The sequence below is a fragment of the Pseudonocardia sp. P-1 genome (assembly GCF_058111925.1).
On record NZ_CM176614.1, the window covers coordinates 179985 to 204514 of the forward strand.

Genomic DNA, 24530 nt, shown 5'->3' on the forward strand with positions numbered 1-24530 from the left:
GTAGCGTCGACGTGGTGACCCTGGACGACCAGAGCACCGACGGTGTGCTCCGCAGCGTGGGGGAGGCCGAGGCCTACGTGGCCTCGGTCTGCTTCAAACACGGCCCCCCGACCCTGGCCGGTGTCGAGATCGAATGGATGCTCCACCGACCCGGTCGTCCGGCCGACCCGGTCGACCTCGACGCCGTGCGTGCCGCGCTCGGCCCGCACTGCCCGGCCTCCCTGGACCCCGCCTCGCACGCGGCCCCGCTCCCCGCGGGCGGCACCGTGACCGTCGAGCCGGGCGGCCAGATCGAGATCTCCAGCGCTCCCGCTGACTCGCTCGAGGCCCTCCTCGGCGCCCTCGGCGCCGACTCGGCCCACCTCCACGGTCTGCTCGCCGAGCACGGCCTGCGCCCGCACGACCGCGCCGCCGACCCGGTCCGGCCCGCCCGGCGGCTGCTGGACCTGCCGCGCTACGCGGCCATGGAGTGCGTGTTCGACGGCGTCGGCCCGCACGGACGCAGCGGGATGTGCTCCACGGCCGCGGTCCAGGTCAGCCTGGACGCCGGCCCGGCCGCCGGGATCGCCGACCGCTGGGCGGTCCTGCACGAGCTGGGCCCGGTGCTGCTCGCGGCGTTCGCGAACTCGCCGGTGCAGCACGGCCGCCGGACCGGCTGGAAGTCCTCCCGGCAGGCGTGCTGGCTCAGCCTCGACCCCGCGCGGACCGCGCCGCCGCCCACCGCGACGCCCGGGACCGACCCGGCCGCCGCCTGGGCGCGCCGGGTGGTCACCACCCCGCTGCTGTGCGTGCGCGGCACCGGGACCTGGTCGGTGCCGGCCGGGGTCACCTTCGCCGACTGGGTGTCCGGCCGCGCCCGCGCCGGGGTCCTCGACCGGCCCCCGACACTGGCCGACCTCGACTACCACGTCTCGACCCTCTTCCCGCCGGTCCGCCCGCACGGCCACCTCGAGGTGCGCTACGTCGACGGTCAGGCCGGCGACGACTGGGCGCTGCCGACCGCGGTGCTGCTGGCGCTCACCTCCTCCGGTGCGGTCGTCGACCGGGCCCGGGAGCTGTGCGAGCCGGTCCGCGACGAGTGGGTCGCCGCCGCCCGCCACGGGCTGGACCACCCGGGCCTGGCCGCCGCGGCCGCCGGCCTGTTCCCGCTGGCCTGCGACGTGCTGGCCGCCGCGGACCATCCGCTGACCACCGCGCCGGGCCCGGTGCCGGCCCGGCTGCGCGAGGTCACCGAGCGGCGCGTGCTGCAGGGGCGCTGCCCCGCCGATGACACCGACCCCGCCGAGCAGGGTGCGGGCCCGACCGCCGATCCGTTCCCAGCGGGGCTCCATCTGGGTTCCGCCCTGCCCGGCGCGCCCGCCGCACGAGAGGTGACCGGTCGAGAACCCGGCCGGTCCGCCGTCGACACCGCCGACCAGGCTGCCCAGGAGGACGTGGCATGACCGCCGATCCCGCCGTTCCCGCCGGACCGCTGACCGGCCCCGCGACCCCGGGGGAGAGCCCGGAGACGATGCGTACCCGCGTCGCCGCCCTGCTGGGCCGCTCCCGCGAGCGCAGCACCGCGCTCACCGCCCTCGACGACGGCGAGCTGGCCGCCCAGCACTCGCCGCTGATGTCGCCGCTGGTCTGGGACCTCGCGCACATCGGGTCGATGGAGGAGCTGTGGCTCGTCCGCGACGTGGGCGGCCGCGAGCCGCTGCGCCCGGAGATAGACGGCCTCTACGACGCGTTCCAGCACTCCCGTTCCTCGCGGGTCGAGCTGCCGCTGCTCACCCCGGCCGAGGCCCGCGGCTACGTCGCCGAGGTGCGGGACAAGGCGCTCGACGCGCTGCACCGCAGCCCGCTGCGCGGCCGCCCGTTGGAGGCCGAGGGCTTCGCGTTCGGGATGATCGTGCAGCACGAGCAGCAGCACGACGAGACCATGCTCGCCACCCACCAGCTGCGCTCCGGGGGGCCGGTGCTCGACGCCGCCCCGCCGCCCCGCCCGGCCGGTGCGGTCGACCCGGCCGCGGAGGTGCTCGTCCCGGCGGGCCCGTTCGAGATGGGGACCTCGGCCGAGCCGTGGGCGCTGGACAACGAGCGGCCCGCGCACGTCGTGGACCTGCCCGCGTTCCGGATCGACGTGCACCCGGTGACCAACGGCGCGTTCGCGGCGTTCGTCGACGCGGGCGGCTACGACGACCCGCGGCTGTGGACCGACGCCGGGTGGGCGCACCGCACCGAGGAGGGACTGGTCGCGCCGCGGTTCTGGTCCCGCGACAGCGACGGCACCTGGTGGCGGCGCCGGTTCGGCGTCGTCGAGCGGGTGCCCGACGACGAACCCGTCGTGCACGTGTCCTTCCACGAGGCGCAGGCCTACGCCCGCTGGGCCGGCAAGCGCCTGCCCACCGAGGCGGAGTGGGAGAAGGCCGCCCGCCACGACCCGGCGACCGGCCGCTCGCGGCGCTTCCCCTGGGGCGACGACGAGCCGCGCGCCGAGCACGCCAACCTCGGACAGCGCCACCTCCAGCCCGCCCCGATCGGCTCCTACCCGGCGGGCGCGTCCGCGTTCGGCGTGCAGCAGATGGTCGGCGACGTCTGGGAGTGGTGCGACTCCGGCTGGCACCCCTACCCGGGGTTCAGTGTGTTCCCGTACCCCGAGTACTCCGAGGTGTTCTTCGGCGGGGACTACGCGGTACTGCGCGGCGGGTCGTTCGGCACCGACCCGGCGGCGATCCGGGCGACGTTCCGCAACTGGGACCACCCGATCCGCCGGCAGATCTTCGCCGGGTTCCGGCTGGTCCGCGACGCCGGTGTGTAGGCACCTCGCGTACCTGGGGGAGCCGGCCACACTGGCGTCGCTGGTCCTGGAGCCGGAGCACGGGCTGCTCGCGCAGTCCTACGCCCCGGCCGACATGCGCGGCGGCGGCACGATCAACGCCGACGGCCACGGCACCGGCTGGTACCCGCCCGGCAGCACGACGCCGGTGCGCGTCCGGTCGGCGTCGCCGCTGTGGGCCGACACCTCCTACGCCGCGCTGGCCGGGGCGACGACGTCGGGCGCCGTGCTCGCCGCCGTCCGCTCGGCGACGGTCGGGATGCCGGTGACGGCGACCGCCGCCGCCCCCTTCACCGACGGGCGGTGGCTGTTCAGCCACAACGGCGTCGTCCGCGGCTGGCCGGACTCCCTCGCGGCCGCCGCGGCGGCGCTGCCCGTCACCGACCTGATGACCCTCGACGCCCCCACCGACGCCGCGCTGCTGTGGGCGGTGGTCCGGCGCGGTCTCGCCGACGGCGCCGACCCCGCCGACCTGCTGGCCCGGGTCTGCGCCGACACCGAGCGGAGCGCACCCGGCTCGCGGCTGAACCTGCTGCTGACCGACGGCACGACGATCTGGGCCACGGCCTGGCGGCACGCACTCGCCGTCCGGGCCGGACCGGCGGGCGTCACCGTCGCCTCCGAACCCACCGATGCGTTCCCCGACTGGACACAGGTGCCCGACCGGCACCTGGTGGTGGCCCGACCGGGCCATCACGAGAGTCATGACCTAGGAGCTCCGTGAGCACTCCCGGCGCCATCCAGCTGGACGTCCACCTCTCCGACACCGATGCCGGCACCGCGCTGCGGTCCGACGTGACGCGCGGGCTCGCCGCGTCGCCGAAGGAGCTGCCGCCGAAGTGGTTCTACGACGCCCGGGGGTCCGAGCTGTTCGAGCGGATCACCGAGCTGCCCGAGTACTACCCGTTCCGCACCGAGCGGGCGCTGCTCACCGACTCCGTGGACGACATCGCCCGGTCCTCGGGGGCCGACACCGTCGTCGAGCTGGGGTCCGGGTCGTCGACCAAGACCCGGCTGCTGCTCGACGCGTTCGCCCGTGCCGGGACGCTGCGCCGCTACGTGCCCCAGGACGTCAGCGAGTCCGCCCTGCGCGGCGCCATCGACGAGCTGCACCGCGACTACCCGGAGCTGGAGCTGCACGGCGTGGTCGGCGACTTCACCCGCGACCTGGACCGGCTGCCCGGCGCCGAGCCCGGCGGGAAGCGGATGATCGCCTTCCTCGGCGGGACCATCGGCAACCTGATGCCCGGCCCGCGCCACGACTTCCTCCGCCACGTCCGCTCGGTGCTCCGGCCCGGTGAGCAGCTCCTGCTCGGCACCGGCCTGGCCACCGACCCGGCCGTGATGGTCCCCGCCTACGACGACGCCGCCGGGGTCACCGCGGAGTTCAACCGCAACGTGCTGCACGTGCTCAACCGCGAGCTCGACGCGACCTTCGACGTCGAGGCGTTCGACCACGTCGCCGTCTGGGACGCGGAGAACTCCTGGATCGAGATGCGGCTGCGCGCCACCCGCGACATGCGGGTCCGGATCGCCGACCTCGACCTCGACGTCGCGTTCGCGGCGGGGGAGGAGCTCGCCACCGAGATCTCGGCGAAGTTCACCCCCGCGACGGTCGACGCGTTCGCCGCCGCCGCCGGGTTCGCCACGACGCGGCGCTGGGTCGACCCCGACGCGCGGTTCGCGCTGACGCTGCTCACCGCCGCCTGAGGTCCGGCGGTGCTGCGCCGGCCGGGCGCAGCACCGCCGAGGGCGTGGTCCCGGTCTCCCGGCGGAACGCCGCGACGAACGCCGAGGGCGTCGCGTAGCCGACGTGCCGGGCGACCACGCCGACCGGGCGGCCCGCGGCCAGCTGCTCCAGCGCGACGCGCATCCGCAGCAGCGTCCCCGGGCCCGCTCGGGCGTCGCGGGCCCCGGCCCGGCCAGGTGTTCCAGCAGGGCGGCGACCAGCGGCTCGACCGCGAGCACGCACGGAGTGGGCCAGTCGATCGGGCAGCGGCCGGGCCACAGGTAGATCCCGCGCATCGCCGCGTTCTCGGTGGCGGCCGTGACGTGCGGGACCCCGGCCGGCAGCCACAGCGCCCGTCCGGGGCCGAGGACCCAGCTGGTGTCGGCGACGGTGACCCGCAGGACCCCGGCCGCCGCCCAGGCGAGCTGGTGGGCCGGGTGGGTGTGCTCGGCGAACGCGTACCCGCGGTCGAGTGGGATGCGGGAGACCAGCACCGCGGCGCCCGGCACGTCGGGGACGTGCGCGGGCAGGCCGGAACGCGACACGATGCGGCAGCCTCACGGCTCCCGGCCACCGCGGGTGGCGCCTAGCGTCGCGGGCATGGCCATGAACGCGCTGCACCGACGGATCTGCCGCTCCGACTCCTGGGCCGACCGGATGCACGGGACGACGCTGCCCTGGGCCGTCCGCGACGTCGACCTCACCGGCGAGGTCCTGGAGATCGGCCCCGGTTACGGCGTCACCACCCGCTGGCTCGCGCCGCGCACGGGGGCGCTGACCGCGCTGGAGGTCGACCCGGAGCTGGCCGCGGACCTGCGTGCGGACCTCGGGGGTGAGCTCGGCGTCGACGTCCGGCACGGCGACGGCGCCGCCCTGCCCTTCCCGGACGGCAGCTTCGACGCCGTCGTCTGCTTCACGATGCTCCACCACGTGCCGACGCCCGGCGAGCAGGACCGGCTCTTCGCCGAGGCCGCGCGGGTACTGCGTCCCGGTGGGACGTTCGCCGGCATCGACTCCCGGATGTCGCTGCGGTTCCGGACGATCCACATCGGGGACACCCTGACCGCGGTCGACCCGGCGACGCTGCCGCGGCGACTCGGGGCGGCCGGGCTCGTACGGCCGGAGACCGAGCCGGGTGCGCGGTCGTTCCGGTTCCGGGCCGGCCGCGGCTAGGGTCGGGTGCATGAGCACCGACTGGCGCCACGACGGCGTCCGGGTCATCCCCGGCGACATGCTCGACGCCAACACCCCGCAGACGCCCGGCATGCACCGCGCCGCCGCCGTCACCGGGGACCGGGCCGGCGCGCAGCGGCTGTGGGCGGGCACGGTGACCATCCACCCCGGTGCCCGCACCGGCGCGCACCACCACGGGGAGCTGGAGAGCGTCATCTACGTCGTCCGTGGCCGGGCCCGGATGACGTGGGGCGAGAACCTGGAGTTCACCGCCGAGGCCGGGCCGGGCGGGTTCATCTTCGTGCCGCCGTTCGTGCCGCACCAGGAGATCAACGCCCTCGACGACGAGCCGCTGGAGTGCGTGCTGACCCGCTCCGGTCAGGAGCCGATCGTGGTCAACCTCGACATCACCGGGGTGCCCGACCCCGAGCACGTCCCCTGGGTCGACTCCCTGCACCCACGGCACTGAGCAGCGTCACCGCGAGGGTGACCGCGAGCAGCGTCCCCAGCACGGCGTCGATCACCGGCCACGCCCGCACCGACGGGTCCAGCCCCAGGGTGAACACGGCCAGCGGATCCACGAGCCGCCCGCGGTAGGCGAGCAGCGTCGCCGGGCCCAGCGCGAGCAGCAGCCCCACGACCCGGCCCACGGTGCCCGCCGGCCCCGGGTGCCGGCGACCCCACAGCGCCGCGAGCGCGAGCAGCACCAGCCCCGCCAGGATCAGCGGGAGCCAGGCCCGCCACAGCCCGACCGGCAGCACCGGCACCGCCGTCCCGTGCCGGAAGACCAGGCCCGGGACCTGTTGGGCGACCACCAGGACGGCGACCACCGCGGCGACGACCGGCGTCCCACGCGACGGCACCCCGGAGGACGGCGGCCCCTCGGACGGCCCCTCGGACGGCACGGCACTCACGGGGGCCGACGATACGGGGCCGTCCCGGCCGTCCGGCCGTCACCGCGTCGGGTGGGCGCCGCGGGGCGGTCCGACCGGTAGCGTCGGTGCCGATGCGGCGGCGGACGGACGAGCAGGCGGCCGCCCCGGTTCCGGCCGGGGCCCGCGACTCCGGGGCAACCCCGGGGTGCACCGGCACGATGCAGCACGGCGTCCCGCGCGCGGGTGGCAGGACAGCGCTGCCGGCGGCGCGCGGCGGACGGAGAACACCGGTCGACCCCCGCCGCCGCATCACCCCGCCGTCCGGGGCCGCCGCACGGCACGGGGCCGCTGATGGCACCGGACCCGGCGGCGATCGCCGCGGCCGCCTGCGCCGGGCGCTGGGGCACGGACCCGCTGACCGAGCGGCTCGCCCGGCTCGGCGGCTGGTCGGGCCCCGACGAGCTGGCCGGCGTCGTGGGCGCCCTCGTCGCCCGGCGGCGCCGCGCCGGCACCGGACGGTCGTCCAGCCCGACCCGGTGTGGCGCCTGCCGGTGCCGCGCTGGACGGACCTGCCCGCCCTGGCCGCCGCCCTGCACCTCGACGACGGCGAGCTCGCCTGGTTCGCCGACCCCGGCGGCTGGCGGCGCCGCGCCCCGGACGGCCCGCTGACCCACTACCGGCGGCACTGGACACCGTCGCGCTCCGGGACGCCGCGCCTGGTCGAGGCACCCGCCCGCGGCTCGCCGAGCTGCAGCGCCGGATCGTGCGCAGCGTGCTCGACCGGATCCCGGTGCACCCGGCCGCGCACGGCCACGTCCGCGGCCGCAGCCCGCACACCCTCGCCGCGGAGCACCGGGCCCGGCCGGATGGTGCTGCGCCTGGACCTGGAGGGCTTCTACTCCCACGTCACCGGCGGCCGGGTCGCCGGACTCCTGCGGGTCGCGGGGTACCCGCCCGCCGTCGCCGCCGCCGTCGCCGGGCTCCTCGTCACCACCACCCCGCCCGGGGTGCTGCGCGCCTGCCCGCACCGGGGCGACCCCGCCCCGCGACGACGGCTGCTCGATCGCCTGGCCGCACCGCACCTGCCGCAGGGGGCGCCGTCGTCGCCGACGGTGGCGAACCTGCTCACCTACGGGCTGGACCGGCGGCTGAGCGGCCTGGCCGCCGCGGTCGGCGCCGTCTACGGCCGCTACGCCGACGACCTCGTGTTCTCCGGCGACGCGACGCTGCCGGTGCAGGGCCTGGCGCAGCGGGTGGCCGCGATCGCCGCGGAGGAGGGCTTCCGCGTCCGCCCGGACAAGACCCGGATCATGCCCGCGCACCACCGGCAGAGGATCGTCGGGCTCGTCGTGAACGGCAGCGAGCCCGCGGCGTCGCGCCGCGACCACGACGAGCTCCGCGCGATCCTGCACAACGCGGCCAGCACCGGCCCGGACGCCCAGAACCGGGCCGGGCACCCCGCGTTCCGCGAGCACCTGTTGGGACGGATCGCCTGGGTGGGGCACGGGCGCCCGGCCCGGGCGGCGCGACGGCGGGAGTTGTTCGACCGCATCGTCTGGTGAGCGGCCCGGGAGCGGAAACGGCGGGCGCCGGGGGAGCGCGGCGGCTACGGTGACGGCCGTGAGCAGCCCGGAGTCGAACAGGCGGTAGCCACCGGTCCCCACCGGTGGCGGCGACCTCCCCTGCCTGCTCCCGGTGACGAGGCCGGACCGGCGTCCGTTCCACGACCCCGTCACCCACGGAATTCCACCGTGCTGCTCGTCGTCCTCGCCTGCGCCGTGTGCGCGCAGGCCACCTCGGAGTTCATGCTCGCCGGGCTCGTCCCGGACATCGCCGCCGACCTCGGCGTCACCCCGCTCGCCGCCGGGTCGTTGACCTCGGCGTTCGCCGTCGGGATGGTCGTCGGCGCGCCGCTCGTGGCGCTCGCCGCCCGTCGGCTGCCACCGCGGCTCGCGCTGCGGGGGTTCCTCGCCGCGTTCGTCGCTGTGCACGTCGCCGGGGCGCTGGCCCCCGGACTCGGGGTCCTGCTGGTCACCCGGGTGCTCGCGGCGCTGTGCACCGCCGGGTTCCTCGCCGTGGCCCTGTCGGTCGCGGTCGCGGCCGTGCCGCCGGAGCGCACCGCCCGCGCGACCGCGACCCTGCTGTCCGGCACGACCCTCGCCCTGATCGCCGGCGTGCCGGCCGGGGCGCTGGTGGGGCAGGCGTTCGGCTGGCGGGCGACGTTCTGGTCGGTCGCGGCGGTCGCCGCCGTCGCGCTGGTGGGGGTCGTCGCCGGGGTCCCGGCCGACGACGGCGGCCGGGCACCCGCGCCCGGTCCGCGGGCCGAGCTGACGGTGCTGCGCCGGGGCCCGGTCGTCCGGACACTCGCGCTCGGCGCGCTGGTGAACGGCTCGACGTTCGCCGCGCACACCTACCTGTCCCCGCTGCTGGCGACGGCGGGCGGCCCGCCCGCGGTGCCCGCCGGCCTGCTGCTGTTCGGGGTCGGCGCCGTCGCCGGGGTGGGCGTCGCGGGCCGGTTCGCCGACACCCGCACCCGTCCGCTGCTGCTCGTCGCGGGCGGCGCGCTGCCGCCGGGCTGGGTGGCGCTCGCCGTCGGTGCCGCGCACCCGGTGGCGGTCCTCGCGCTGGTGGGCCTGCTGGGCGCGCTCGGGTTCGCGGTCGGCTCGACGCTGATCGCCCGGGCGCTGACGCTCGCCCGTGAGGCGCCGACCCTCGGCGGCGCGGTCGCCACCGCGTCGCTGAACGCCGGGGCGGCGGTGGGCCCGCTGCTGGGCGGTGCGGGACTCGCCGTCGCCGGGCCCACCGGTCCGGTGTGGACGGCGGCGGCGCTGGTCCTGGTCGCCGCGCCGCTGCTGGCGAACGTCGCCCGCCCGCCACGTGCTGCAACGGACCCTGTCATCACTTCCGATGAACGGCCGTCCGGCCGATAACGACGTGCTCCGTCCGGAGCGATCCACCGGGCGTACGGGCCGTGTCGGGCGGCCCCCGAGGTCGACCGGGGAGACCGCGCGATGATCCTGCACCGCCGCGCACGCCGTTCCGTGCCCCGCCTCGTCCTGGCCGCTGTGGTGCCGGCGACGACGGCCGCCGCGCTCTGCGTCGCGTCGTTCGCCTCCGCGGCGCCGGTGGTCGCCGGGCCGGCGGCCCTGCGGGCGGCGGCGTCGGGGCCGAGCGCGGTGGCGCGGGACTTCCCGGCGCCGGTGGTCCCGGACGGGATCGTGCCCGACGCGCCGCTGGAGTCGTTCGTCCCGGAGCCGGTGGTCTACACCTGTGAGCCGTGGGCCGACGCCGAGTTCGGGGACCCGGCACACCCGGACGACATCACCAACAAGGCCTGCCCCGAGCTGAACGCCGCGAAGGAGCAGGCGCAGCGGGAGTACCTCGAGCAGCAGCGACGGCAGAGTGGCGAGTACGTGGACCCGGCCGAGCTGGTCGCTCGCGGCCAGTACGAACCGGGCGCGGGCTACCCGGTGGGCTCGGCCGAGCGGGCGAGATGTCTGCAGAACCCTCTCGACCCGATCTGCGGGGGCTGAGCCGTGCACGCGACGCTCCTACGGTGGCTCTCACTGGTCGGGGTCCTCGTCGTACTCACGACCGGCGTGGTCACCGCGTTGGTCGTGATGCCTGCCTCGAATCCGGTCGCCGCACCGCCCGCGCCCCCCGCGGTCGCCGTGGTCGTTCCCCCACCGGTCGCCACCGCGGCGTCGGCGACGGGGGTGGACGCGGTCGAGCAGACTCCGCGCACGACGGCTCCCGCCGCGACCCCGGCGCCCGTCCCACCGTCGGCCGTGGCCGGGACGGACCTCGACGGGCTCTGGGCGCGCTGGCAGCAGCTGAACGACGTCTGCCGCGGCGAGACCGGCCCGGACAGCGACCGGGCCTGCGTCGACCGTGCCGAGGTGCAGGAACGCCATGCGCGACGCAGCGCCGACGAGTTCCTGACCGCGTGGCGGGCCGATGACGCCACCGGGATGCGCCGGCTCAGCGCCGACGACGCCACGGACAACGTCGGCCGCCCCCTGGTGCTGAACCTGCTCGCGTTCATCCCCGCCGGGTCGCGTGTCGAGCTGAACTACGACGTCGTCGGCTCCGGCCGGGTGTCCGCCTTCATGACGACGACCGGCGGCGGCCCCGCCCTCTATCTGGAGTGGGACATGGACTACGAGCGCGGATGGGTCGTGGCGAGCTACGCACCCGACGTGGGCTGACCACCGAGCCGCTCGTCGCCGTACACCGTCCGCGCAGCTCAACGGGCACTCATCGAACGCATGGTCGAGTAGAATCAGATGCGTGGACGAGCTCTGGAAGACCGACGACGAGGACCTTCTCGTCGCGATCGCGGCCGTCCAGGAACGGATCAACCGCGAGTCCGCGTCCCTGGTCGCACTCGTCGCGGAGGTCGCCACCCGCGGGCTGGCCGGGGCGAAGGGGTTCCGGGACACCGCGGACCTGCTGCGCACGGTGCAGAACGTCGCGCTGTCCACCGCCCGCGCCCGCGTCGACGCCGCCCGCAGCCTCTCGCCGCTGTTCCTGATCACCGGCGACCAGGTCGACCCCGAGCTGCCGGTGCTCGCGGAGGCGTTCGAGCAGGGCGCGGTGACCCCCGAGCACGTGCGCGTGATCATCCGGGTGCTCGCCTCGCTGCCCCCGCATCTCGGCGAGCACCGGCCGGTGCTGGAGGCCGACCTCGTCGCCCACGCCGGGACCCTGGATCCCGATGCGGTGGACACGCTCGGCAGGCGGGCCGTCGCGCTGCTGGATCCCGACGGGCCGCGTCCGCGGGAACCGAAGCCGACCCGGAACCGGCTCGCGTTGCGTCCGCAGGGGTCGGGGTTCGAGGCGCGGGGCTGGTTGGACACCGAGTCCGCCGCGGTCCTGCGCAGCGCGCTGTCGCCGCTGACCGCCCCGGTCCCGCCCGACGGCGCCGGGCAGGCCCGGGACGAACGCTCCACGGCCGAGCGCAACGGGGACGGTCTGGTCGAGCTGGCCCGTCGGTTGCTGGCGGTCGGGGACCTCGGCGTCGAGAACGGGCAGTCGGTGGCGCTGACCGTGACGGTGCCCCTGGAGACCCTGACGTCGGGTGCCGGGGCCGGGTTGCTCGGGTTCGGTGCGGGTGGGTCGTCCGCGGCGATTGCGGCGCAGGACGCTCTGCGGTTGGCGTGTGATGCGCGGGTGGTGCCGATCGTGCTGGCGTCGACGGGCGAGCCGTTGTTCGTCGGCCGGGAGTCGCGGTTGGCGAACCGGGCGCAGCGTCGGGCGTTGGCCCAGCGCGACGGCGGGTGCGCCTTCCCGGGGTGCGAGGCGCCGCCGCAGTGGTGCGTGGCCCACCACGTCCGGCACTGGGCCCACGGTGGATGCACCGACCTGACGAACCTGGTGCTGCTGTGTCCGCACCACCATCGCATGATCCACATCGGGGACTGGGCGGTCGAGATCGACGGCGGGTTCCCGGTGTTCCATCCACCGCCCTGGGCGCCGGGCGGGCCCCGGCGCAACCCGCTCCACCGGCCCGACCTGCCCGTCCCACGAAGCCCTCGGCACAGTGCTCCGGTGCTGCTCGACGCCGTCCTGGCCTCGTCGTGAGTGGCCTACGCGGGCCGCCGCGGTCACAGCGACTCCCACTCCAGCTCCGGGCCGGGCGGCCACGGCCGCTCCCACCCGCCCAGGCGCAGCACCGCGTCGACGACGTCGCCGGTGAACCCCCACACCACGTCGCCGCCCACCCGGAACCCGGGGCCCCGCCAGGCCCCGCCGCCGGCCCGGAGCCGAAACCGGTGCGCCGGGTCGGCCAGCACGGCCAGCGGCACGTGCAGCACCGCCTCGGTCTCGGCCGGGTCGACCGCCTGCAGCCGGGTCGGCGTCCGCCAGTGCCCGAGCACCGCGGTCACGTGGAACCCGGTCAGCAGGATCAGACGCGGCAGCATCGCGACGACGTCCACACCGGACGGGTCCAGCCCGGTCTCCTCGGTGGCCTCCCGCAGCGCCGTCGCGGCCGGGTCGGTGTCGCCCGGGTCCGCGCGGCCCCCGGGGAAGGAGATCTCCCCGGAGTGGTGGCGCAGACTGCGGGCCCGCCGCTGCAGGACGACCTCCGGGCCGTCCGGGCCCTGCCCGAGCAGCACCAGTACGGCCGACTGCCGGGGCCCGACGTGGTCGGCGGGCAGGTCGTTCGTGCTGATGTCGCGCGGCCCGGCGTGCTCCAGCCCGCGCAGCAGCGGACCCATCCAGTTCGGGGCCCGGCCGGGGTCGGGCCGGGCGGCGTCGAGCCAGCGCCGGGCCGCGGCGACGTCACACATACGGCCGGGTGATCATCTCCAGATAGTGACCGGCCGGGTCGAGGAAGTACACCCCGCGCCCGCCGTGCCCGTGGTTGATCTCCCCGGGACGGGTGCGCTGCGGGTCGGCCCAGTGCTCCGTCCCGTCCTCGACGAGCCGGGCGTACGCGCGGTCGAACAGCGCGTCGTCGACGAGGAACGCGTAGTGCTGCGGCTGGATCTCGGGCACCACGTCGAGCGGCAGGTCGGCGAACTGGAGGAGGACACCGCCGTCGAGGGCGAGGTTGGTGAACGGCCCCCAGGACGGCGCCTGCGCCGCCTCCAGGACGTGCCGGTAGAACGCGGCGGAGGCCACCCGGTCCCGGGCGGCGATGATCGTGTGGTTGAACGTGCAGGCCATACGGGTCTCCTGACGACAGCGGGGACCACGCGCACGACCTGCGGGAGGAGCTGCGCCCGCGGGCCCGTGCGGGACTGGCGGGAACTCCTTCCGGCTGGGCCCATCGGGGGCGCACAGCGGAGGTTATCAGCGCAGGGCCGCGTTGCCGATGTCCTGCGCCGCCCGCAGCCCCGGGCCGACGGGCACCCGGCCGGCGAACAGCTCGTCGAGCGCGGGCTCCATCGCCGTCGTCGCCGCGCCCACCTTCGGGCCGGACGGGGCCGGGGTCGTCGGGCCGTCCGCGACGAACTCCCGGGTGTCGACGCCGCGCCGGGCCCAGTAGTCGAACCAGCCCCGCTGGGCCGCGGTCACCGCGGGCAGCCCGGCGCCGCTGTCGCCCACCGGGGCGGCTCCCTCGGGGGAGCCCAGCCAGCGCAGCACCCGCAGGATCTCCGGGCGCTTCGGGCTGTCGGCGTTGCCGGCGGCCACGATGCTCGACACCACGCTGACCCGGCCCCGCGGGCCCTCGACCATGGGGGCGACGCCCCAGTCGAACGTGGCGCCCTCGGCGATGTTGGCCAGGTTGTAGGTGCCGCTCTGGAACAGCGCCATCCGGCCCTGCAGGAACTGGTCGCGGCTGAAGTCCGGGTTCTGGTTCGTGTCCGCCGCGGACGGCGCCACCCGCTCGGTGTTGATCATGTTCACCAGGTAGCCGAACGCCTGCTCGCCCGCGGGCGTCGCGACGTCGAAGGTCTCGTCGGGCGCCTGGAGCCGGCCACCCGCCGAGCCGAGGAAGTCGAGGTAGATCGCCTGCAGGTCCCGGGCGGCGTTGAAGCCGTACTGGCGCACGGTGCCCGGGTCGAACCCGGGCGTGCCCGCGCTGCGTCCGGCGGCGTCGCGGGTGAGCTTCCGGGCGGCGGGGAGCAGGGTGTCACGGGCCGGGTCGGTGGGGTCCCAGCGCAGCGCGGCCGGGTCGACGCCCGCCGCGCGGACGAGGTCCTTGTTGTAGAACACGGCGATCCGGCCGTCGGTCACCACCGGGACACCCCACAGGGTCCCGCCGCGGGTGTACTGCGCGGCGGCGGCGTCCACCCAGCCGGCGCGCTGGTCGGCGAGCGCGGCACCGACGTCGATCAGTCTCCCGGCGTCGGCGAACGCCCCGAAGTTCGACGAGTTGACCCAGTAGACGTCGGTCGCGGTGCCGGACGCGACGTCCAGCGGCAGCGAGGTGAAGTAGTCCGTGAACGGCACCTGCACGAGCTCGACCCGGATGTCCGGGTTGGCCTGCGAGAACGCCGCGAACGAACGCTCGTAGGCCGCCGCGACCCGGGTGTCCCACAGCCGCAGCGTCACCGTGGTGACGCCGTCGGCGTCGTCGTCGAAACGGGACGCCGGTGAGCACGCCGCCAGCAGCAGCACCCCGACCAGCGCCAGGGCGGCGCCCAGCCGCCGTCTCACCGGAACCCCGTGATCGTGATCGAGCGGACCACGCTGCGCTGGGACACCAGGAACAGCACGATCAGCGGGACGATCGCCACCGTCGTCGCCGCCATCACGACCGGCCAGTTCCCGTTGTACTGCGTCTGCAGCCCGGCGGTCGCCACCGTCATCACCTGCCAGGTCCGGCCGGAGGTGATGACCAGCGGCCACAGGAAGTTGTTCCAGTGCGTCACCACGGTGATCACGGCCAGCGTCGTGAGGATCGGCCGGCTCACCGGCACCACGACGTGCCGCAGGATCCCGACCGTCCCGGCGCCGTCGAGCCGGGCGGCGTCGATCAGGTCCTGCGGGATGGTCCGGAAGTGCTCACGCAACAGGAAGATCGCGAACGGCGACCCGAGCACGTAGGGCAGCACCAGCGCCCAGAACGTGTTCCGCAGCCCCACCTCGGTCATCATCAGGTACAGCGGGATCACCGTCACCGCCTGCGGCACCATCAGCGTCCCCAGGTACACCCAGAACAGCGCGTCCCGGCCGGGGAACTCCAGCCGCGCGAACGCGTACGCCGCCAGCACCGAGAACAGCAGCTGCCCCACCAGGACGACGACCACCACCTGGGCGGTCACCGCGATCGGGGTCACGAAGTCGTAGTCCCGGCCGAACAGGGTCACGATGTTCTCCACCGTCGGCGGGGCCGGCGGTGACAGCACCGGCGTCGACGCGAACTGCCGGGTCGACTTGAGCGCCGTCGTCACGCTCAGCACGAACGGCGCCAGCGTCGCCACCGCGCCCACCAGCAGCGCGACCAGCACGGCCGCGTCGACGAGCCTGTCCCGCCTCACGTGTCGAGCTCGTAGGTCGTGCGACGGCTGAACCACCGCTGCTGGGCCACGGTCACCACCACCAGGATCACGAACAACACCACCGCCATCACCGCGGCCTGCCCGACCGCGCGGTTCTCGAACGCCTCGCAGTAGATCCGCCCCGCGACGACGTCGGTGACACCCTGAGGGCCGCCGTTCGGCGTGAGGGCGTACACCGAGTCGAACACCTGGAAGCTGGAGATCACCCCGGTGACCAGCACGAAGAACAGCGTCGGGCGCAGCAGCGGCAACCGGATCCGCCACAGCAGCTGCCACGCCGAGGCTCCGTCGAGCCGGGCCGCCTCCACGATCGTGTCCGGGATGGCGCGCAGCCCGGCCAGGAAGAACAGGGCGACGTAGCCGACCTGGGTCCAGGCGGTCACCGCGGCGACCGACGGCAGCGCCAGCGCCGGGTCGGCCAGCCACTCGACGCGGATCCCGAGCAGCGCGTTGAGCGCGCCGTCGGTGGGGGACAGGATCCACCGCCACACCACGCCCAGCACCAGCGGCGCGCAGATCCACGGCAGCACGAAGACCACCCGGAACACCGTCGTCCCGGGCAGCCCGCGGTCCAGGAGCAGCGCCGCCGCCAGCCCGAGCACGGTCTGCACCGGGATGACGATGAGTACGAAGAACGCCGTCACCAGCAGGGACCGCGCGAACCGGCCGTCCGCGGCGATCGCGGCGACGTTGTCCAGCCCGACGAAGGTCCGCGGCCCGACCAGGTCCCACCGGAACAGCGCCAGCCCCAGCACGATCAGCACCGGGACCAGCAGGAACAGCACCACGCCCACCAGGCTGGGGGCCAGCAGCAGGTACGCGGTGCGGGTGTCCCGCCGGGACCGGCTCACGTCCCGTGGGCGAAGCCCGCGGCCTCACTCCCGCGGACGGGACCGGCCTGGCGGCGCAGCCGCTCCAGCAGCCGCGCCAGGTCGTCGAGCAGCAGCGCGGCCAGGTCGTGGCTGAACCCGTTGCGGACCACGATCCGCAGCGCCGCCAGGTCCTCCCGGTTCCCCGGGAACGTGTACGCCGGGACCAGCCATCCCGTCTCGCGCAGACCCGCCGACACGTCGAACACCGAGAACGGCTCGCCGTCGGCGACGGTGAACGCGAACACCGGCAGCTGCGAGCCGTCGGTGAGCAGCCGGAACGCGCCCGTCGCCTCGATCCGCCGGGCCAGCCCGGTCGCGATCTCCCGGCAGGTGCCCTGCACCCGGGCGTAGCCCTCGTGCCCCAGCCGCAGGAAGTTGTAGTACAGGGCGATCACCTGGCCGCCGGGGCGGGAGAAGTTCAGCGCGAACGTCGGCATGTCACCGCCGAGGTAGTTCACCCGGAACACCAGGTCCTCGGGCAGCGCGTCGGTGTTGCGCCACACCGCCCACCCGACGCCCGGGTGCACCAGGCCGTACTTGTGGCCGGAGGTGTTGATCGACGCCACCCGTGGCAGCCGGAAGTCCCACTCCAGGTCCGGGTCGCAGAACGGCGCGATCATCGCCCCGGACGCACCGTCGACGTGCACCGGCACGTCCAGCCCGGTGCGGGACTGCAGGTCGTCGAGCGCTGCGCACAGCTGCGCGACCGGCTCGTAACTGCCGTCGAAGGTGGACCCCAGGATCGCGACGACGCCGATGGTGTTCTCGTCGCACAGGGCGACGGCCTCGTCGGCGCCCAGGTGCAGCCGGTCACCCTCCATCGGGACCAGCCGCGGTTCGACGTCCCAGTAGTTCGCGAACTTGTCCCAGCAGACCTGGACGTTCACGCCCATCACGATGTTCGGCCGGTCCGCCGGGAGACCCGCCGCCTTCCGCCGGTGCTGCCAGCGCCGCTTGAGCGCCAGCCCGCCGAGCATGCACGCCTCCGACGACCCCGTCGTCGAGCAGCCCACGGCCCGTCCCGGGTCGGGGGCGTGCCACAGGTCGACGAGCATCCGCACGCACCGCTGCTCCAGGCCGCGGTCCGCGGGTACTCGTCCTTGTCGATCATGTTCTTGTCGAAGGACTCGGCCAGCAGCCGCTCGGCCTGGGGCTCCGCCCACGTCGTGACGAACGTGGCGAGGTTCAGCCGGGCGTTCCCGTCGAGCATCAGCTCGTCGTGCACGACCTGGTAGGCGACCTCCGGGTGCATCCCGGTGCCGGGGATGCGGAAGCGGGGGATGTCGACGGGCTCGGAGGCGAAGACCGGGTTGACCGGGACCGCGCGGTCGTCGCCGCGGTCCTCCGAGGGTGAGTGCGCACCGGGCATGATCCGAACCTAGGACCGACCGGCCCGGTCCGCTCAGGTTCCCAGCAGCTTCTTCTGGACCTTGCCCATCGGGTTGCGGGGCAGGGCGTCCAGGAACACGACCTCGCGCGGACGCTTGTGCCAGGACAGCTGCCCGGCGACGTGGTCGATGAGGGCCTGTCCGTCGCGGGTGTCGCCGACGACGTAGGCGACGATCCTCTGGCCGAGGTCGGGGTCGGGCGCGCCGACGACGGCGACCTCGGACACGGCGGGGTGGTCGAGCAGGACGGCCTCGATCTCGCCGGACCCGATCCGGTAGCCGCCGGACTTGATGAGGTCGGTGGACTCGCGGCCGACGATGCGGTGGAACCCGCCCGCGTCGCGGACGGCGAGGTCACCGGTGCGGAACCAGCCCTCGCCGGCCCAGCACTCGTCGTTCGCGTCCGGGCGGTTCAGGTAGCCGTCGAACAGCATCGGGCCGCGGACCTCGAGGCGCCCGACGGTCTCGCCGTCGTCGAGGACGTCCTCGGGTGCCTCGTCGGACGCGGGGAGCAGCCGGGTCTGCGCGCCCGGGACCGGCAGTCCGACCCAGCCGGCGCGGCGCTCCCCGGAGGCGTGCGCGGACAGGGTGATCATGGTCTCGGTCATGCCGTAGCGCTCCACCGGCGCCTGCCCGGTGAGCGCGGCGATCCGGTCGAACAGCGACGCGGGCAGGGGCGCGCTGCCCGACACCAGCAGCCGGGCGCGGGACAGGGCGCGGGCGGCGTCGGGCTCGTCGACGATGCGGTTCCACACCGTCGGCACCCCGAAGTACATCGACGCCCCGACCGCGGCGTAGCAGGCGGGCTGCGGCTTCACCGTGTGCACGACCCGCGACCCGCGGCGCAGCGATCCCAGCACACCCAGGATCAGGCCGTGCACGTGGAACAGGGGCAGGCCGTGGGCGACGGTGTCGTCGGGGGTCCAGTCCCAGACCTCGTACAGGGCGTCGAGGCCGGCGGCGATCGCGGCGCCGGACAGCTGGGCGCCCTTGGGGCGGCCGGTGGTGCCGGAGGTGTAGAGCAGCATCGCGGTGGCCGCGGGGTCGACCGGGCGCGTGCCGATCGGCTGCGACCCCGGGAGGACCACGGGGAGGTCGACGTCGTCGGGTCGTTCCCCGGCCCACGCGGTGGCGCCGGAGTCGGTGAGGACGTGGCTGCGCTCGGCGGGTCCGGAGTCCGGCGGCACGGGCACGACCGGCACGCCGGCGAGGATCGCGCCGGTGACGGCGACGACGGTGTCGATCGAGGCGGTCGCGTGCACCGCGACCGGGCCGTCCGCGGGGATGCCCGCGGCGAACCGGCCCGCCCGGTCGACGAGCTCGGCGCGCGAGAGCACGTCGTCGCCGACGGTGACGGCGCGGTCGAGGTCGTGGCTGTCGGTGAGCGAGGTGAGGAACAACGTCGTTCTCCTGGTGGTGACGGGGTCAGACCGCCATGGCGGGCAGCACGAGGGCTCCCACCAGCGCGATCGGGCCGATGACGACCATGGACAGGCCCCAGCGGGTCAGCAGCGCGGTCATGCGGGGACGTTCCTGCTCGTCGACGGTGGTGGCGACCAGCGTCGCACCCACCGTCGAGAAGGGTGACACGTCCACGATGGACGAGCAGACCCCCAGCGCGCAGATCAGCGCCCAGCCCGGGATCCCGCCCTGCTGGACCAGCGGGATCGCCAGCGGCACCAGCGCGGCGAGGATGCCGGTGGTCGACGCGAACGCCGACACCAGCCCGCACACCGCGCAGACCACGAGGGCGGCGAGCAGCGGGACGGTGAGGCTCGCGGCGAGGTCACCCAGCAGGTCGACCGAGCCGATCTCCTGCAGCACACCGACGTAGGTGATGATCCCGCCGACCAGCAGGACGGTGGACCAGTCGATCTCCTTCAGGGCGCCGCGGCCGCTGTCCGGGTCGACCAGGGTGAGCACCGCGCCGAAGGCGAAGGCCAGCACCCCGACGTCGGGCTCGGCGTCGAGCACCGCCAGCACGACGACCGCCGCGACCAGACCGAGCATCGCGACGACGGTGATCCAGTGCGTCATGCGGAACGGCTCGCGGGCCGGGGGCTCCTCGTCGCCGGGCGCCTCGGGCCCGGCGCCGCCGCCCGTCGTGACCGGGACGCGGCTGCGGGCGGAGAACATCAGGTAGGACGCGCCCAGCAGCACCAGGTTCGCGATGATCGCGACCGCGAACAGGGTCAGCGGGTTGAGGGCGATGCCCGCCGCCGACGCCGTCCCCCAGGTGACGATCCCGAACAGCGACGTCGGCGCGAACCCGCCCGCCGACAGCCCGGTGCCGATGGCCAGCGCCATCAGCATCGGGTCGATCCCGCGCCGGTGCGCCACCGTCATCCCGATCGGCGCCATGACCAGCCCGCCCAGTGGGGAGCCCATCGCCGACACCACACCGGTGAGCACGAAGAACGTCAGCGGCAGCGCCGCGGTCCGGTCGCCGACGACGACCAGCGCCCGGTCCACCAGCCGGCCGATGGTGCCGTTGGACTTCGCGATCCCGAAGAAGAACGTCACCCCGACCAGCAGGACCAGGATATCGACGGGGAAGCCCGCGACGATGTCGTCGAGCGGCAGGCCCGCGACGAGCAGCCCCATGCCGGCGGCGGCCGCGAACATGACGATCCCGATGTGGGACCGGCGGACCTCGGCGATCACGAAGACCGCCGCGAACACCACCAGCGTGATGACCTGCACCGCCATGCCTACCCCCGTTGGTACGCGCTTGTCGTATCGGTCCACTTGGTGGCACAGTGGTTCGTACAGTGGACCGTCTGGGAGCGGACAGTAGGTCGCCCGAACGGGGGAGGTCAACACCGGACATGGCTCCGACCAACAGCGTCGTCTCCGCGGTCCGCGTGCTGGAGGCGGTCGGTGAGCGGCAGCCCGTCGGGCTGTCCGACCTCGCCCGCGCCGTCGCGCTGCCGAAGTCCACCGTGCAGCGGATCCTGCGCACCCTGGGCGAGGTCGGCTGGTGCGTCGCCGACGACACCGCGCGCTGGCGGCTCACCTACCGGGCGTTCGCCGTCGGCAACCAGGCCCGCGACGCCGGGGGCCTGCGCGCGGTGGCGGTCCCGGTGCTGCACGAGCTGCAGCTCGCGACGGGGGAGACCGTGCACCTGGCCGCCCCGGACGGCCGCGAGCTGGTCCTGCTCGAACGGCTCGACACCGCGCACCGGCTGCGCGCGTTCCTGCCGCTGGGCCACCGCATCCCGCTGCACGCCTCGGCCACCGGCCAGGCCTACCTCGCCGCCTGCACCCCGGCGGAGGTCGACGCCTACCTCGCCGGCCCGCTGGAACCCTCCACCCGGCACACCGTCGTCGACCCCGACCTGCTGCGGGCCCGGATCGCCGAGGTGCGCGAGCGCGGGTGGTCGGTCAATCCCGAGGGGCTCTCCGACGGCATCGCCGCGGTCGGCGCCCCCGTCCTCGGTCCCGACGGCCGTCCGGTCGGGGCGCTGTCGGTGTCCGGCCCCACGGTGCGCATGTCCGAGGAGGTCTTCGACGACCACGGCCGCGCCGCCGCCGACGCCGCCCGGCGCATCTCCCGCGACCTGGGGGCCCGCCCGTAGGAACGACCCCGTAGGAACGACGGAGCCCGCCCCCTCGGTGAGGGGGCGGGCTCCGTGTGGTGGTGGGTGCTGCGCGCGTCAGCTCTTCAGCATGCCCCGCAGGACGTACTGCAGGATGCCGCCGTTGCGGTAGTAGTCCGCCTCACCGGGGGTGTCGATGCGGACCTTCGCGTCGAACTCGACGGTCTCGCCGGAGTCCTTCGTCGCGGTCACGTGCACCGACTTCGGGGTCTTCCCGTCGTTCAGCTCGGTGATGCCGGCGATGTCGAAGGTCTCGGTGCCGTCGAGCCCGAGGCTCGTCGCCGACTCGCCGTCCGGGAACTGCAGCGGGACGACGCCCATACCGATCAGGTTCGAACGGTGGATCCGCTCGAAGGACTCGACGATGACGGCGCGCACGCCCAGCAGCGCGGTGCCCTTGGCCGCCCAGTCACGCGAGGAGCCGGAGCCGTACTCCTTGCCGCCCAGCACAACCAGCGGGGTGCCCTGCGCAGCGTAGTTCTGCGCGGCGTCGTAGATGAACGACTGCGGCGCCCCGTCCTGGGTGAAGTCGCGGGTGTAGCCACCCGAGACGTCGTCGAGGAGCTGGTTGCGCAGCCGGATGTTCGCGAACGTGCCGCGGATCATCACCTCGTGGTTGCCGCGCCGCGAACCGAAGGAGTTGTAGTCCTTCTTCTCGATGCCGTGGGAGTCCAGGTACTCCGCGGCCGGGGTGCCCGGCTTGATCGCACCGGCCGGCGAGATGTGGTCGGTGGTGACCGAGTCGCCGAGCAGCGCGAGCACACGGGCGCCGGAGATGTCGGTGACCGGGTCCGGCTCGCCCTTCATGCCCTCGAAGTACGGGGGCTTGCGGACGTAGGTGGACTTCTGGTCCCACTCGAAGGTCCGGCCCTCCGGGGTGGGCAGCGCGCGCCAGCGGTCGTCGCCACGGAACACGTCGGAGTAGCTCTTGGTGAACATCTCCGAGGTGATCGAGGAGTCCACGACCGCGTTGATGTCCTCGGTCGAGGGCCAGATGTCGCGGAGGTAGACGTCGGCGCCGTCCGAGTCCCGGCCCAGGGGCTGGTTCTCGAAGTCGAAGTCCATCGTCCCGGCCAGCGCGTAGGCGATGACCAGCGGCGGGGACGCCAGGTAGTTCATCTTGACGTCGGGGTTGATCCGGCCCTCGAAGTTCCGGTTGCCCGAGAGCACCGAGACGACGGTGAGGTCGTTGTCGTTGACCGCCGCCGAGATCTCCTCCGGCAGCGGGCCGGAGTTGCCGATGCAGGTGGTGCAGCCGTAGCCGACCAGGTTGTAGCCGAGCTTGTCGAGGTAGGGCCAGAGACCGGCCTTCTCGTAGTAGTCGGTGACGACCTGGCTGCCCGGGGCCATCGAGGTCTTGACCCACGGCTTGGTGGTCAGGCCCTTCTCGACCGCGTTCTTCGCCAGCAGCGCCGCGCCGAGCATGACGCTGGGGTTCGAGGTGTTGGTGCAGGAGGTGATCGAGGCGATCACCACGGCGCCGTGGTCGAGCACGAACTCGCCGCGCGAGTCGGACTTCACGGTGACCGGCTTGGACGGGCGGCCCTCGCAGCCGTCCGCGGCCGACATGACGATCGGCGCGGCGTCGTCGTCGGCGAAGGAGAGCGCCGGGGCGTCGCTGGCCGGGAAGGACTCGTTCGACGACTCGTCGACGCCGGCGAGCGGGCTCGGGGCCACGCCGTCGTCGGTGTAGTCGTGCACGGTCTTGCGGAACGCCGGCTTGGCGTCGGTCAGCTCGATGCGGTCCTGCGGGCGCTTCGGGCCGGCGATCGACGGGACGACCGTCGACAGGTCGAGCTCGAGGGTCTCGGAGAAGACCGGCTCGTGGTCCGGGTCGTGCCAGAGGCCCTGCTCCTTGGCGTAGGCCTCGACCAGCGCGATCTGCTCGGCCGAGCGGCCGGTCAGCTTCAGGTAGCGGACGGTCTCCTCGTCGATCGGGAAGATCGCCGCGGTCGAGCCGAACTCCGGGCTCATGTTGCCGATGGTGGCGCGGTTGGCCAGCGGCACCGCGCCGACGCCGGCGCCGTAGAACTCGACGAACTTGCCGACGACGCCCTGGCGACGCAGCATCTCGGTGATCGTGAGCACCACGTCGGTGGCGGTCACACCGGTCGGGATCTCCCCGGTCAGCTTGAAGCCGAGCACCTGGGGGATGAGCATCGAGACCGGCTGGCCGAGCATCGCGGCCTCGGCCTCGATGCCGCCGACGCCCCAGCCCAGCACGCCCAGGCCGTTGACCATGGTGGTGTGGGAGTCGGTGCCGACCAGGGTGTCGGGGTAGGCCTGCCCGTTGCGCGGCATGACCACGCGCGCCAGGTTCTCGATGTTGACCTGGTGCACGATGCCGGTGCCGGGCGGGACGACCTTGAACTCGTCGAAGGCGCCCTGGCCCCAGCGCAGGAACTGGTAGCGCTCCTTGTTGCGGCCGTACTCGAACTCGATGTTGCGCTCGAACGCGTCGGCGGTGCCGAAGAAGTCGATCATCACCGAGTGGTCGATGACCAGCTCGGCGGGCGCGAGCGGGTTGACCTTGGACGGGTCGCCGCCCATCTCGGTCACGGCCTCGCGCATGGTCGCCAGGTCGACGACGCAGGGCACGCCGGTGAAGTCCTGCATGATCACCCGGGCGGGGGTGAACTGGATCTCGGTGTCCGGGTCGGCCTGCGGGTCCCAGTTCGCCAGGGCGGTGATGTGGTCCGCCGTGACGTTCGCACCGTCCTCGGTGCGGAGCAGGTTCTCGAGCAGGACCTTCAGGCTGAACGGCAGGCGCGCGGAGCCCTCCACCGCGGAGAGCCGGAAGATCTCGTAACCGGTGCCCCCGACGTCGAGCTGTCCTCGGGCGCCGAAGCTGTCGGTGCTGGCCACTTGGTGGTCCTCCCGTGGTGGTGGGCGGTCGCTTTGTCCGGTGCGGTGAACGCACCCCGCCTCGCGGGCCGGGGGTGCTCACCTGCGTCGTGCCGGAGTCTCGCGCACCGCCGTGCCGGCAGCAGCGCGGACCCTCGTGACGCAAATAGTACGCCTGTCCTATAAGCCTGGCGAGGCGGGTGTGGCCGGGGTCGCGGTGCCGTCACGGGTGTGGTGTCCCTCGTGCGGTGGACGGGTCCGGTGTGTCGCACGGGGTT

At 74.5% G+C, this 24530-nt stretch carries 22 protein-coding genes and 2 pseudogenes; 12 read left to right on the forward strand and 12 right to left on the reverse strand.

Features of this window, described 5'->3' with window-relative positions:
* Positions 1-14 precede the first annotated feature (14 nt).
* From egtA to egtD, 4 genes are all read left to right on the forward strand, one after another.
* On the forward strand, positions 15-1442 hold the full coding sequence (gene egtA / locus AC0GKK_RS00850) for an ergothioneine biosynthesis glutamate--cysteine ligase EgtA (RefSeq protein ID WP_405416900.1): 1428 nt from the start codon (positions 15-17) through the stop codon (positions 1440-1442).
* A 68-nt stretch (positions 1443-1510) separates the two neighbouring features.
* Entirely contained in the window at positions 1511-2800 is a 1290-nt protein-coding gene (gene egtB, locus AC0GKK_RS00855; RefSeq protein ID WP_374231375.1) for an ergothioneine biosynthesis protein EgtB, read from the forward strand.
* The gene (egtC, locus tag AC0GKK_RS00860; protein ID WP_346103683.1) at positions 2793-3542 is read left to right on the forward strand and encodes an ergothioneine biosynthesis protein EgtC; all 750 of its coding nucleotides are present in this window, start codon (positions 2793-2795) and stop codon (positions 3540-3542) included. Before egtB ends, egtC begins: the two co-directional genes overlap by 8 nt.
* Positions 3539-4528 carry an L-histidine N(alpha)-methyltransferase gene (gene egtD, locus AC0GKK_RS00865; protein WP_251782414.1) on the forward strand — a complete coding sequence of 330 codons (990 nt, stop codon included), beginning with the start codon at positions 3539-3541 and terminating at the stop codon, positions 4526-4528. The genes egtC and egtD overlap by 4 nt, the downstream gene beginning before the upstream one ends.
* Here egtD and AC0GKK_RS00870 read toward each other — a convergent pair.
* On the reverse strand, positions 4515-4691 hold the full coding sequence (locus AC0GKK_RS00870) for a helix-turn-helix domain-containing protein (RefSeq protein WP_405416901.1): 177 nt from the start codon (positions 4689-4691) through the stop codon (positions 4515-4517). The two genes, egtD and AC0GKK_RS00870, sit on opposite strands and share 14 nt — an antisense overlap.
* A gap of 194 nt (positions 4692-4885) precedes the next feature.
* A pseudogene (locus tag AC0GKK_RS00875) lies at positions 4886-5092 on the reverse strand (AraC family ligand binding domain-containing protein); the annotation flags it as partial.
* A gap of 55 nt (positions 5093-5147) precedes the next feature.
* Between AC0GKK_RS00875 and AC0GKK_RS00880 the strand changes: the two are divergent.
* Together AC0GKK_RS00880 and AC0GKK_RS00885 are read left to right on the forward strand one after the other, a co-directional pair.
* Entirely contained in the window at positions 5148-5720 is a 573-nt protein-coding gene (locus tag AC0GKK_RS00880; protein ID WP_346103687.1) for a class I SAM-dependent methyltransferase, read from the forward strand.
* Between the two features lie 10 nt (positions 5721-5730).
* Positions 5731-6189: a cupin domain-containing protein gene (locus tag AC0GKK_RS00885; RefSeq protein WP_489882907.1), complete on the forward strand. Its 459-nt coding sequence runs from the start codon at positions 5731-5733 to the stop codon at positions 6187-6189.
* Here AC0GKK_RS00885 and AC0GKK_RS00890 read toward each other — a convergent pair.
* Positions 6128-6634, reverse strand: coding sequence for a hypothetical protein (locus tag AC0GKK_RS00890; protein WP_489882908.1), 507 nt, complete (start codon positions 6632-6634; stop codon positions 6128-6130). The genes AC0GKK_RS00885 and AC0GKK_RS00890 overlap by 62 nt on opposite strands.
* 497 nt (positions 6635-7131) lie before the next feature.
* Here AC0GKK_RS00890 and AC0GKK_RS00895 point away from each other — a divergent pair, with 497 nt between their 5' ends.
* The 5 genes from AC0GKK_RS00895 (at position 7132) to AC0GKK_RS00915 (ending at position 12178) form a co-directional block, all read left to right on the forward strand.
* A complete protein-coding gene (locus tag AC0GKK_RS00895; RefSeq protein WP_489882909.1) occupies positions 7132-8157 on the forward strand; it encodes a reverse transcriptase family protein in 1026 nt (341 codons plus the stop codon).
* Between the two features lie 243 nt (positions 8158-8400).
* Complete coding sequence (locus AC0GKK_RS00900; RefSeq protein WP_489884073.1) at positions 8401-9525, forward strand: MFS transporter; 1125 nt, start codon at positions 8401-8403, stop codon at positions 9523-9525.
* An 81-nt stretch (positions 9526-9606) separates the two neighbouring features.
* On the forward strand, positions 9607-10128 hold the full coding sequence (locus AC0GKK_RS00905; RefSeq protein ID WP_489882910.1) for a hypothetical protein: 522 nt from the start codon (positions 9607-9609) through the stop codon (positions 10126-10128).
* Positions 10129-10383: 255 nt separating this feature from the next.
* A complete protein-coding gene (locus AC0GKK_RS00910; RefSeq protein ID WP_489882911.1) occupies positions 10384-10803 on the forward strand; it encodes a hypothetical protein in 420 nt (139 codons plus the stop codon).
* An 82-nt stretch (positions 10804-10885) separates the two neighbouring features.
* Positions 10886-12178 carry an HNH endonuclease signature motif containing protein gene (locus tag AC0GKK_RS00915; protein ID WP_489882912.1) on the forward strand — a complete coding sequence of 431 codons (1293 nt, stop codon included), beginning with the start codon at positions 10886-10888 and terminating at the stop codon, positions 12176-12178.
* 23 nt (positions 12179-12201) lie between these two features.
* Here AC0GKK_RS00915 and AC0GKK_RS00920 read toward each other — a convergent pair whose 3' ends face one another.
* From AC0GKK_RS00920 to AC0GKK_RS00955, 8 genes and pseudogenes are all read right to left on the reverse strand, one after another.
* Positions 12202-12888: an NUDIX hydrolase gene (locus tag AC0GKK_RS00920; protein WP_489882913.1), complete on the reverse strand. Its 687-nt coding sequence runs from the start codon at positions 12886-12888 to the stop codon at positions 12202-12204.
* Positions 12881-13267 (reverse strand): VOC family protein, encoded by a 387-nt coding sequence (locus AC0GKK_RS00925; protein WP_489882914.1) that lies wholly within the window; start codon positions 13265-13267, stop codon positions 12881-12883. Before AC0GKK_RS00925 ends, AC0GKK_RS00920 begins: the two co-directional genes overlap by 8 nt.
* A gap of 126 nt (positions 13268-13393) precedes the next feature.
* Complete coding sequence (locus AC0GKK_RS00930) at positions 13394-14704, reverse strand: extracellular solute-binding protein (protein ID WP_489882915.1); 1311 nt, start codon at positions 14702-14704, stop codon at positions 13394-13396.
* A complete protein-coding gene (locus AC0GKK_RS00935) occupies positions 14701-15528 on the reverse strand; it encodes a carbohydrate ABC transporter permease (protein WP_489882916.1) in 828 nt (275 codons plus the stop codon). The genes AC0GKK_RS00930 and AC0GKK_RS00935 overlap by 4 nt, the downstream gene beginning before the upstream one ends.
* Positions 15525-16400: a carbohydrate ABC transporter permease gene (locus AC0GKK_RS00940; RefSeq protein WP_489882917.1), complete on the reverse strand. Its 876-nt coding sequence runs from the start codon at positions 16398-16400 to the stop codon at positions 15525-15527. Before AC0GKK_RS00940 ends, AC0GKK_RS00935 begins: the two co-directional genes overlap by 4 nt.
* Positions 16397-17790 (reverse strand): annotated as a pseudogene (gene gad / locus AC0GKK_RS00945) (glutamate decarboxylase). Before gad ends, AC0GKK_RS00940 begins: the two are co-directional and overlap by 4 nt.
* Positions 17791-17823: 33 nt before the next feature.
* The gene (locus AC0GKK_RS00950) at positions 17824-19209 is read right to left on the reverse strand and encodes an acyl-CoA synthetase (RefSeq protein ID WP_489882918.1); all 1386 of its coding nucleotides are present in this window, start codon (positions 19207-19209) and stop codon (positions 17824-17826) included.
* Positions 19210-19234: 25 nt separating this feature from the next.
* The gene (locus AC0GKK_RS00955; RefSeq protein WP_489882919.1) at positions 19235-20518 is read right to left on the reverse strand and encodes an SLC13 family permease; all 1284 of its coding nucleotides are present in this window, start codon (positions 20516-20518) and stop codon (positions 19235-19237) included.
* A gap of 119 nt (positions 20519-20637) precedes the next feature.
* On the opposite strand from AC0GKK_RS00955, the gene AC0GKK_RS00960 reads away from it, so the two are divergent.
* A complete protein-coding gene (locus AC0GKK_RS00960; protein ID WP_251782428.1) occupies positions 20638-21387 on the forward strand; it encodes an IclR family transcriptional regulator in 750 nt (249 codons plus the stop codon).
* A gap of 78 nt (positions 21388-21465) precedes the next feature.
* On the opposite strand, the gene AC0GKK_RS00965 is transcribed toward AC0GKK_RS00960, so the two are convergent.
* Positions 21466-24273 carry an aconitate hydratase gene (locus tag AC0GKK_RS00965; protein ID WP_489882920.1) on the reverse strand — a complete coding sequence of 936 codons (2808 nt, stop codon included), beginning with the start codon at positions 24271-24273 and terminating at the stop codon, positions 21466-21468.
* Between the last annotated feature and the right edge of the window lie 257 nt (positions 24274-24530).

Coding starts and splice junctions, on each gene's coding strand:
- egtB (WP_374231375.1), top strand. CDS start 1,511: ATGCGTACCCGCGTCGCCGCCCTGCTGGGCCGCTCCCGCGAGCGCAGC.
- AC0GKK_RS00870 (WP_405416901.1), bottom strand. CDS start 4,691: ATGCGCGTCGCGCTGGAGCAGCTGGCCGCGGGCCGCCCGGTCGGCGTG.
- AC0GKK_RS00880 (WP_346103687.1), top strand. CDS start 5,148: ATGGCCATGAACGCGCTGCACCGACGGATCTGCCGCTCCGACTCCTGG.
- AC0GKK_RS00885 (WP_489882907.1), top strand. CDS start 5,731: ATGAGCACCGACTGGCGCCACGACGGCGTCCGGGTCATCCCCGGCGAC.
- AC0GKK_RS00900 (WP_489884073.1), top strand. CDS start 8,401: ATGCTCGCCGGGCTCGTCCCGGACATCGCCGCCGACCTCGGCGTCACC.
- AC0GKK_RS00905 (WP_489882910.1), top strand. CDS start 9,607: ATGATCCTGCACCGCCGCGCACGCCGTTCCGTGCCCCGCCTCGTCCTG.
- AC0GKK_RS00920 (WP_489882913.1), bottom strand. CDS start 12,888: ATGTGTGACGTCGCCGCGGCCCGGCGCTGGCTCGACGCCGCCCGGCCC.
- AC0GKK_RS00925 (WP_489882914.1), bottom strand. CDS start 13,267: ATGGCCTGCACGTTCAACCACACGATCATCGCCGCCCGGGACCGGGTG.
- AC0GKK_RS00955 (WP_489882919.1), bottom strand. CDS start 20,518: ATGGCGGTGCAGGTCATCACGCTGGTGGTGTTCGCGGCGGTCTTCGTG.
- AC0GKK_RS00960 (WP_251782428.1), top strand. CDS start 20,638: ATGGCTCCGACCAACAGCGTCGTCTCCGCGGTCCGCGTGCTGGAGGCG.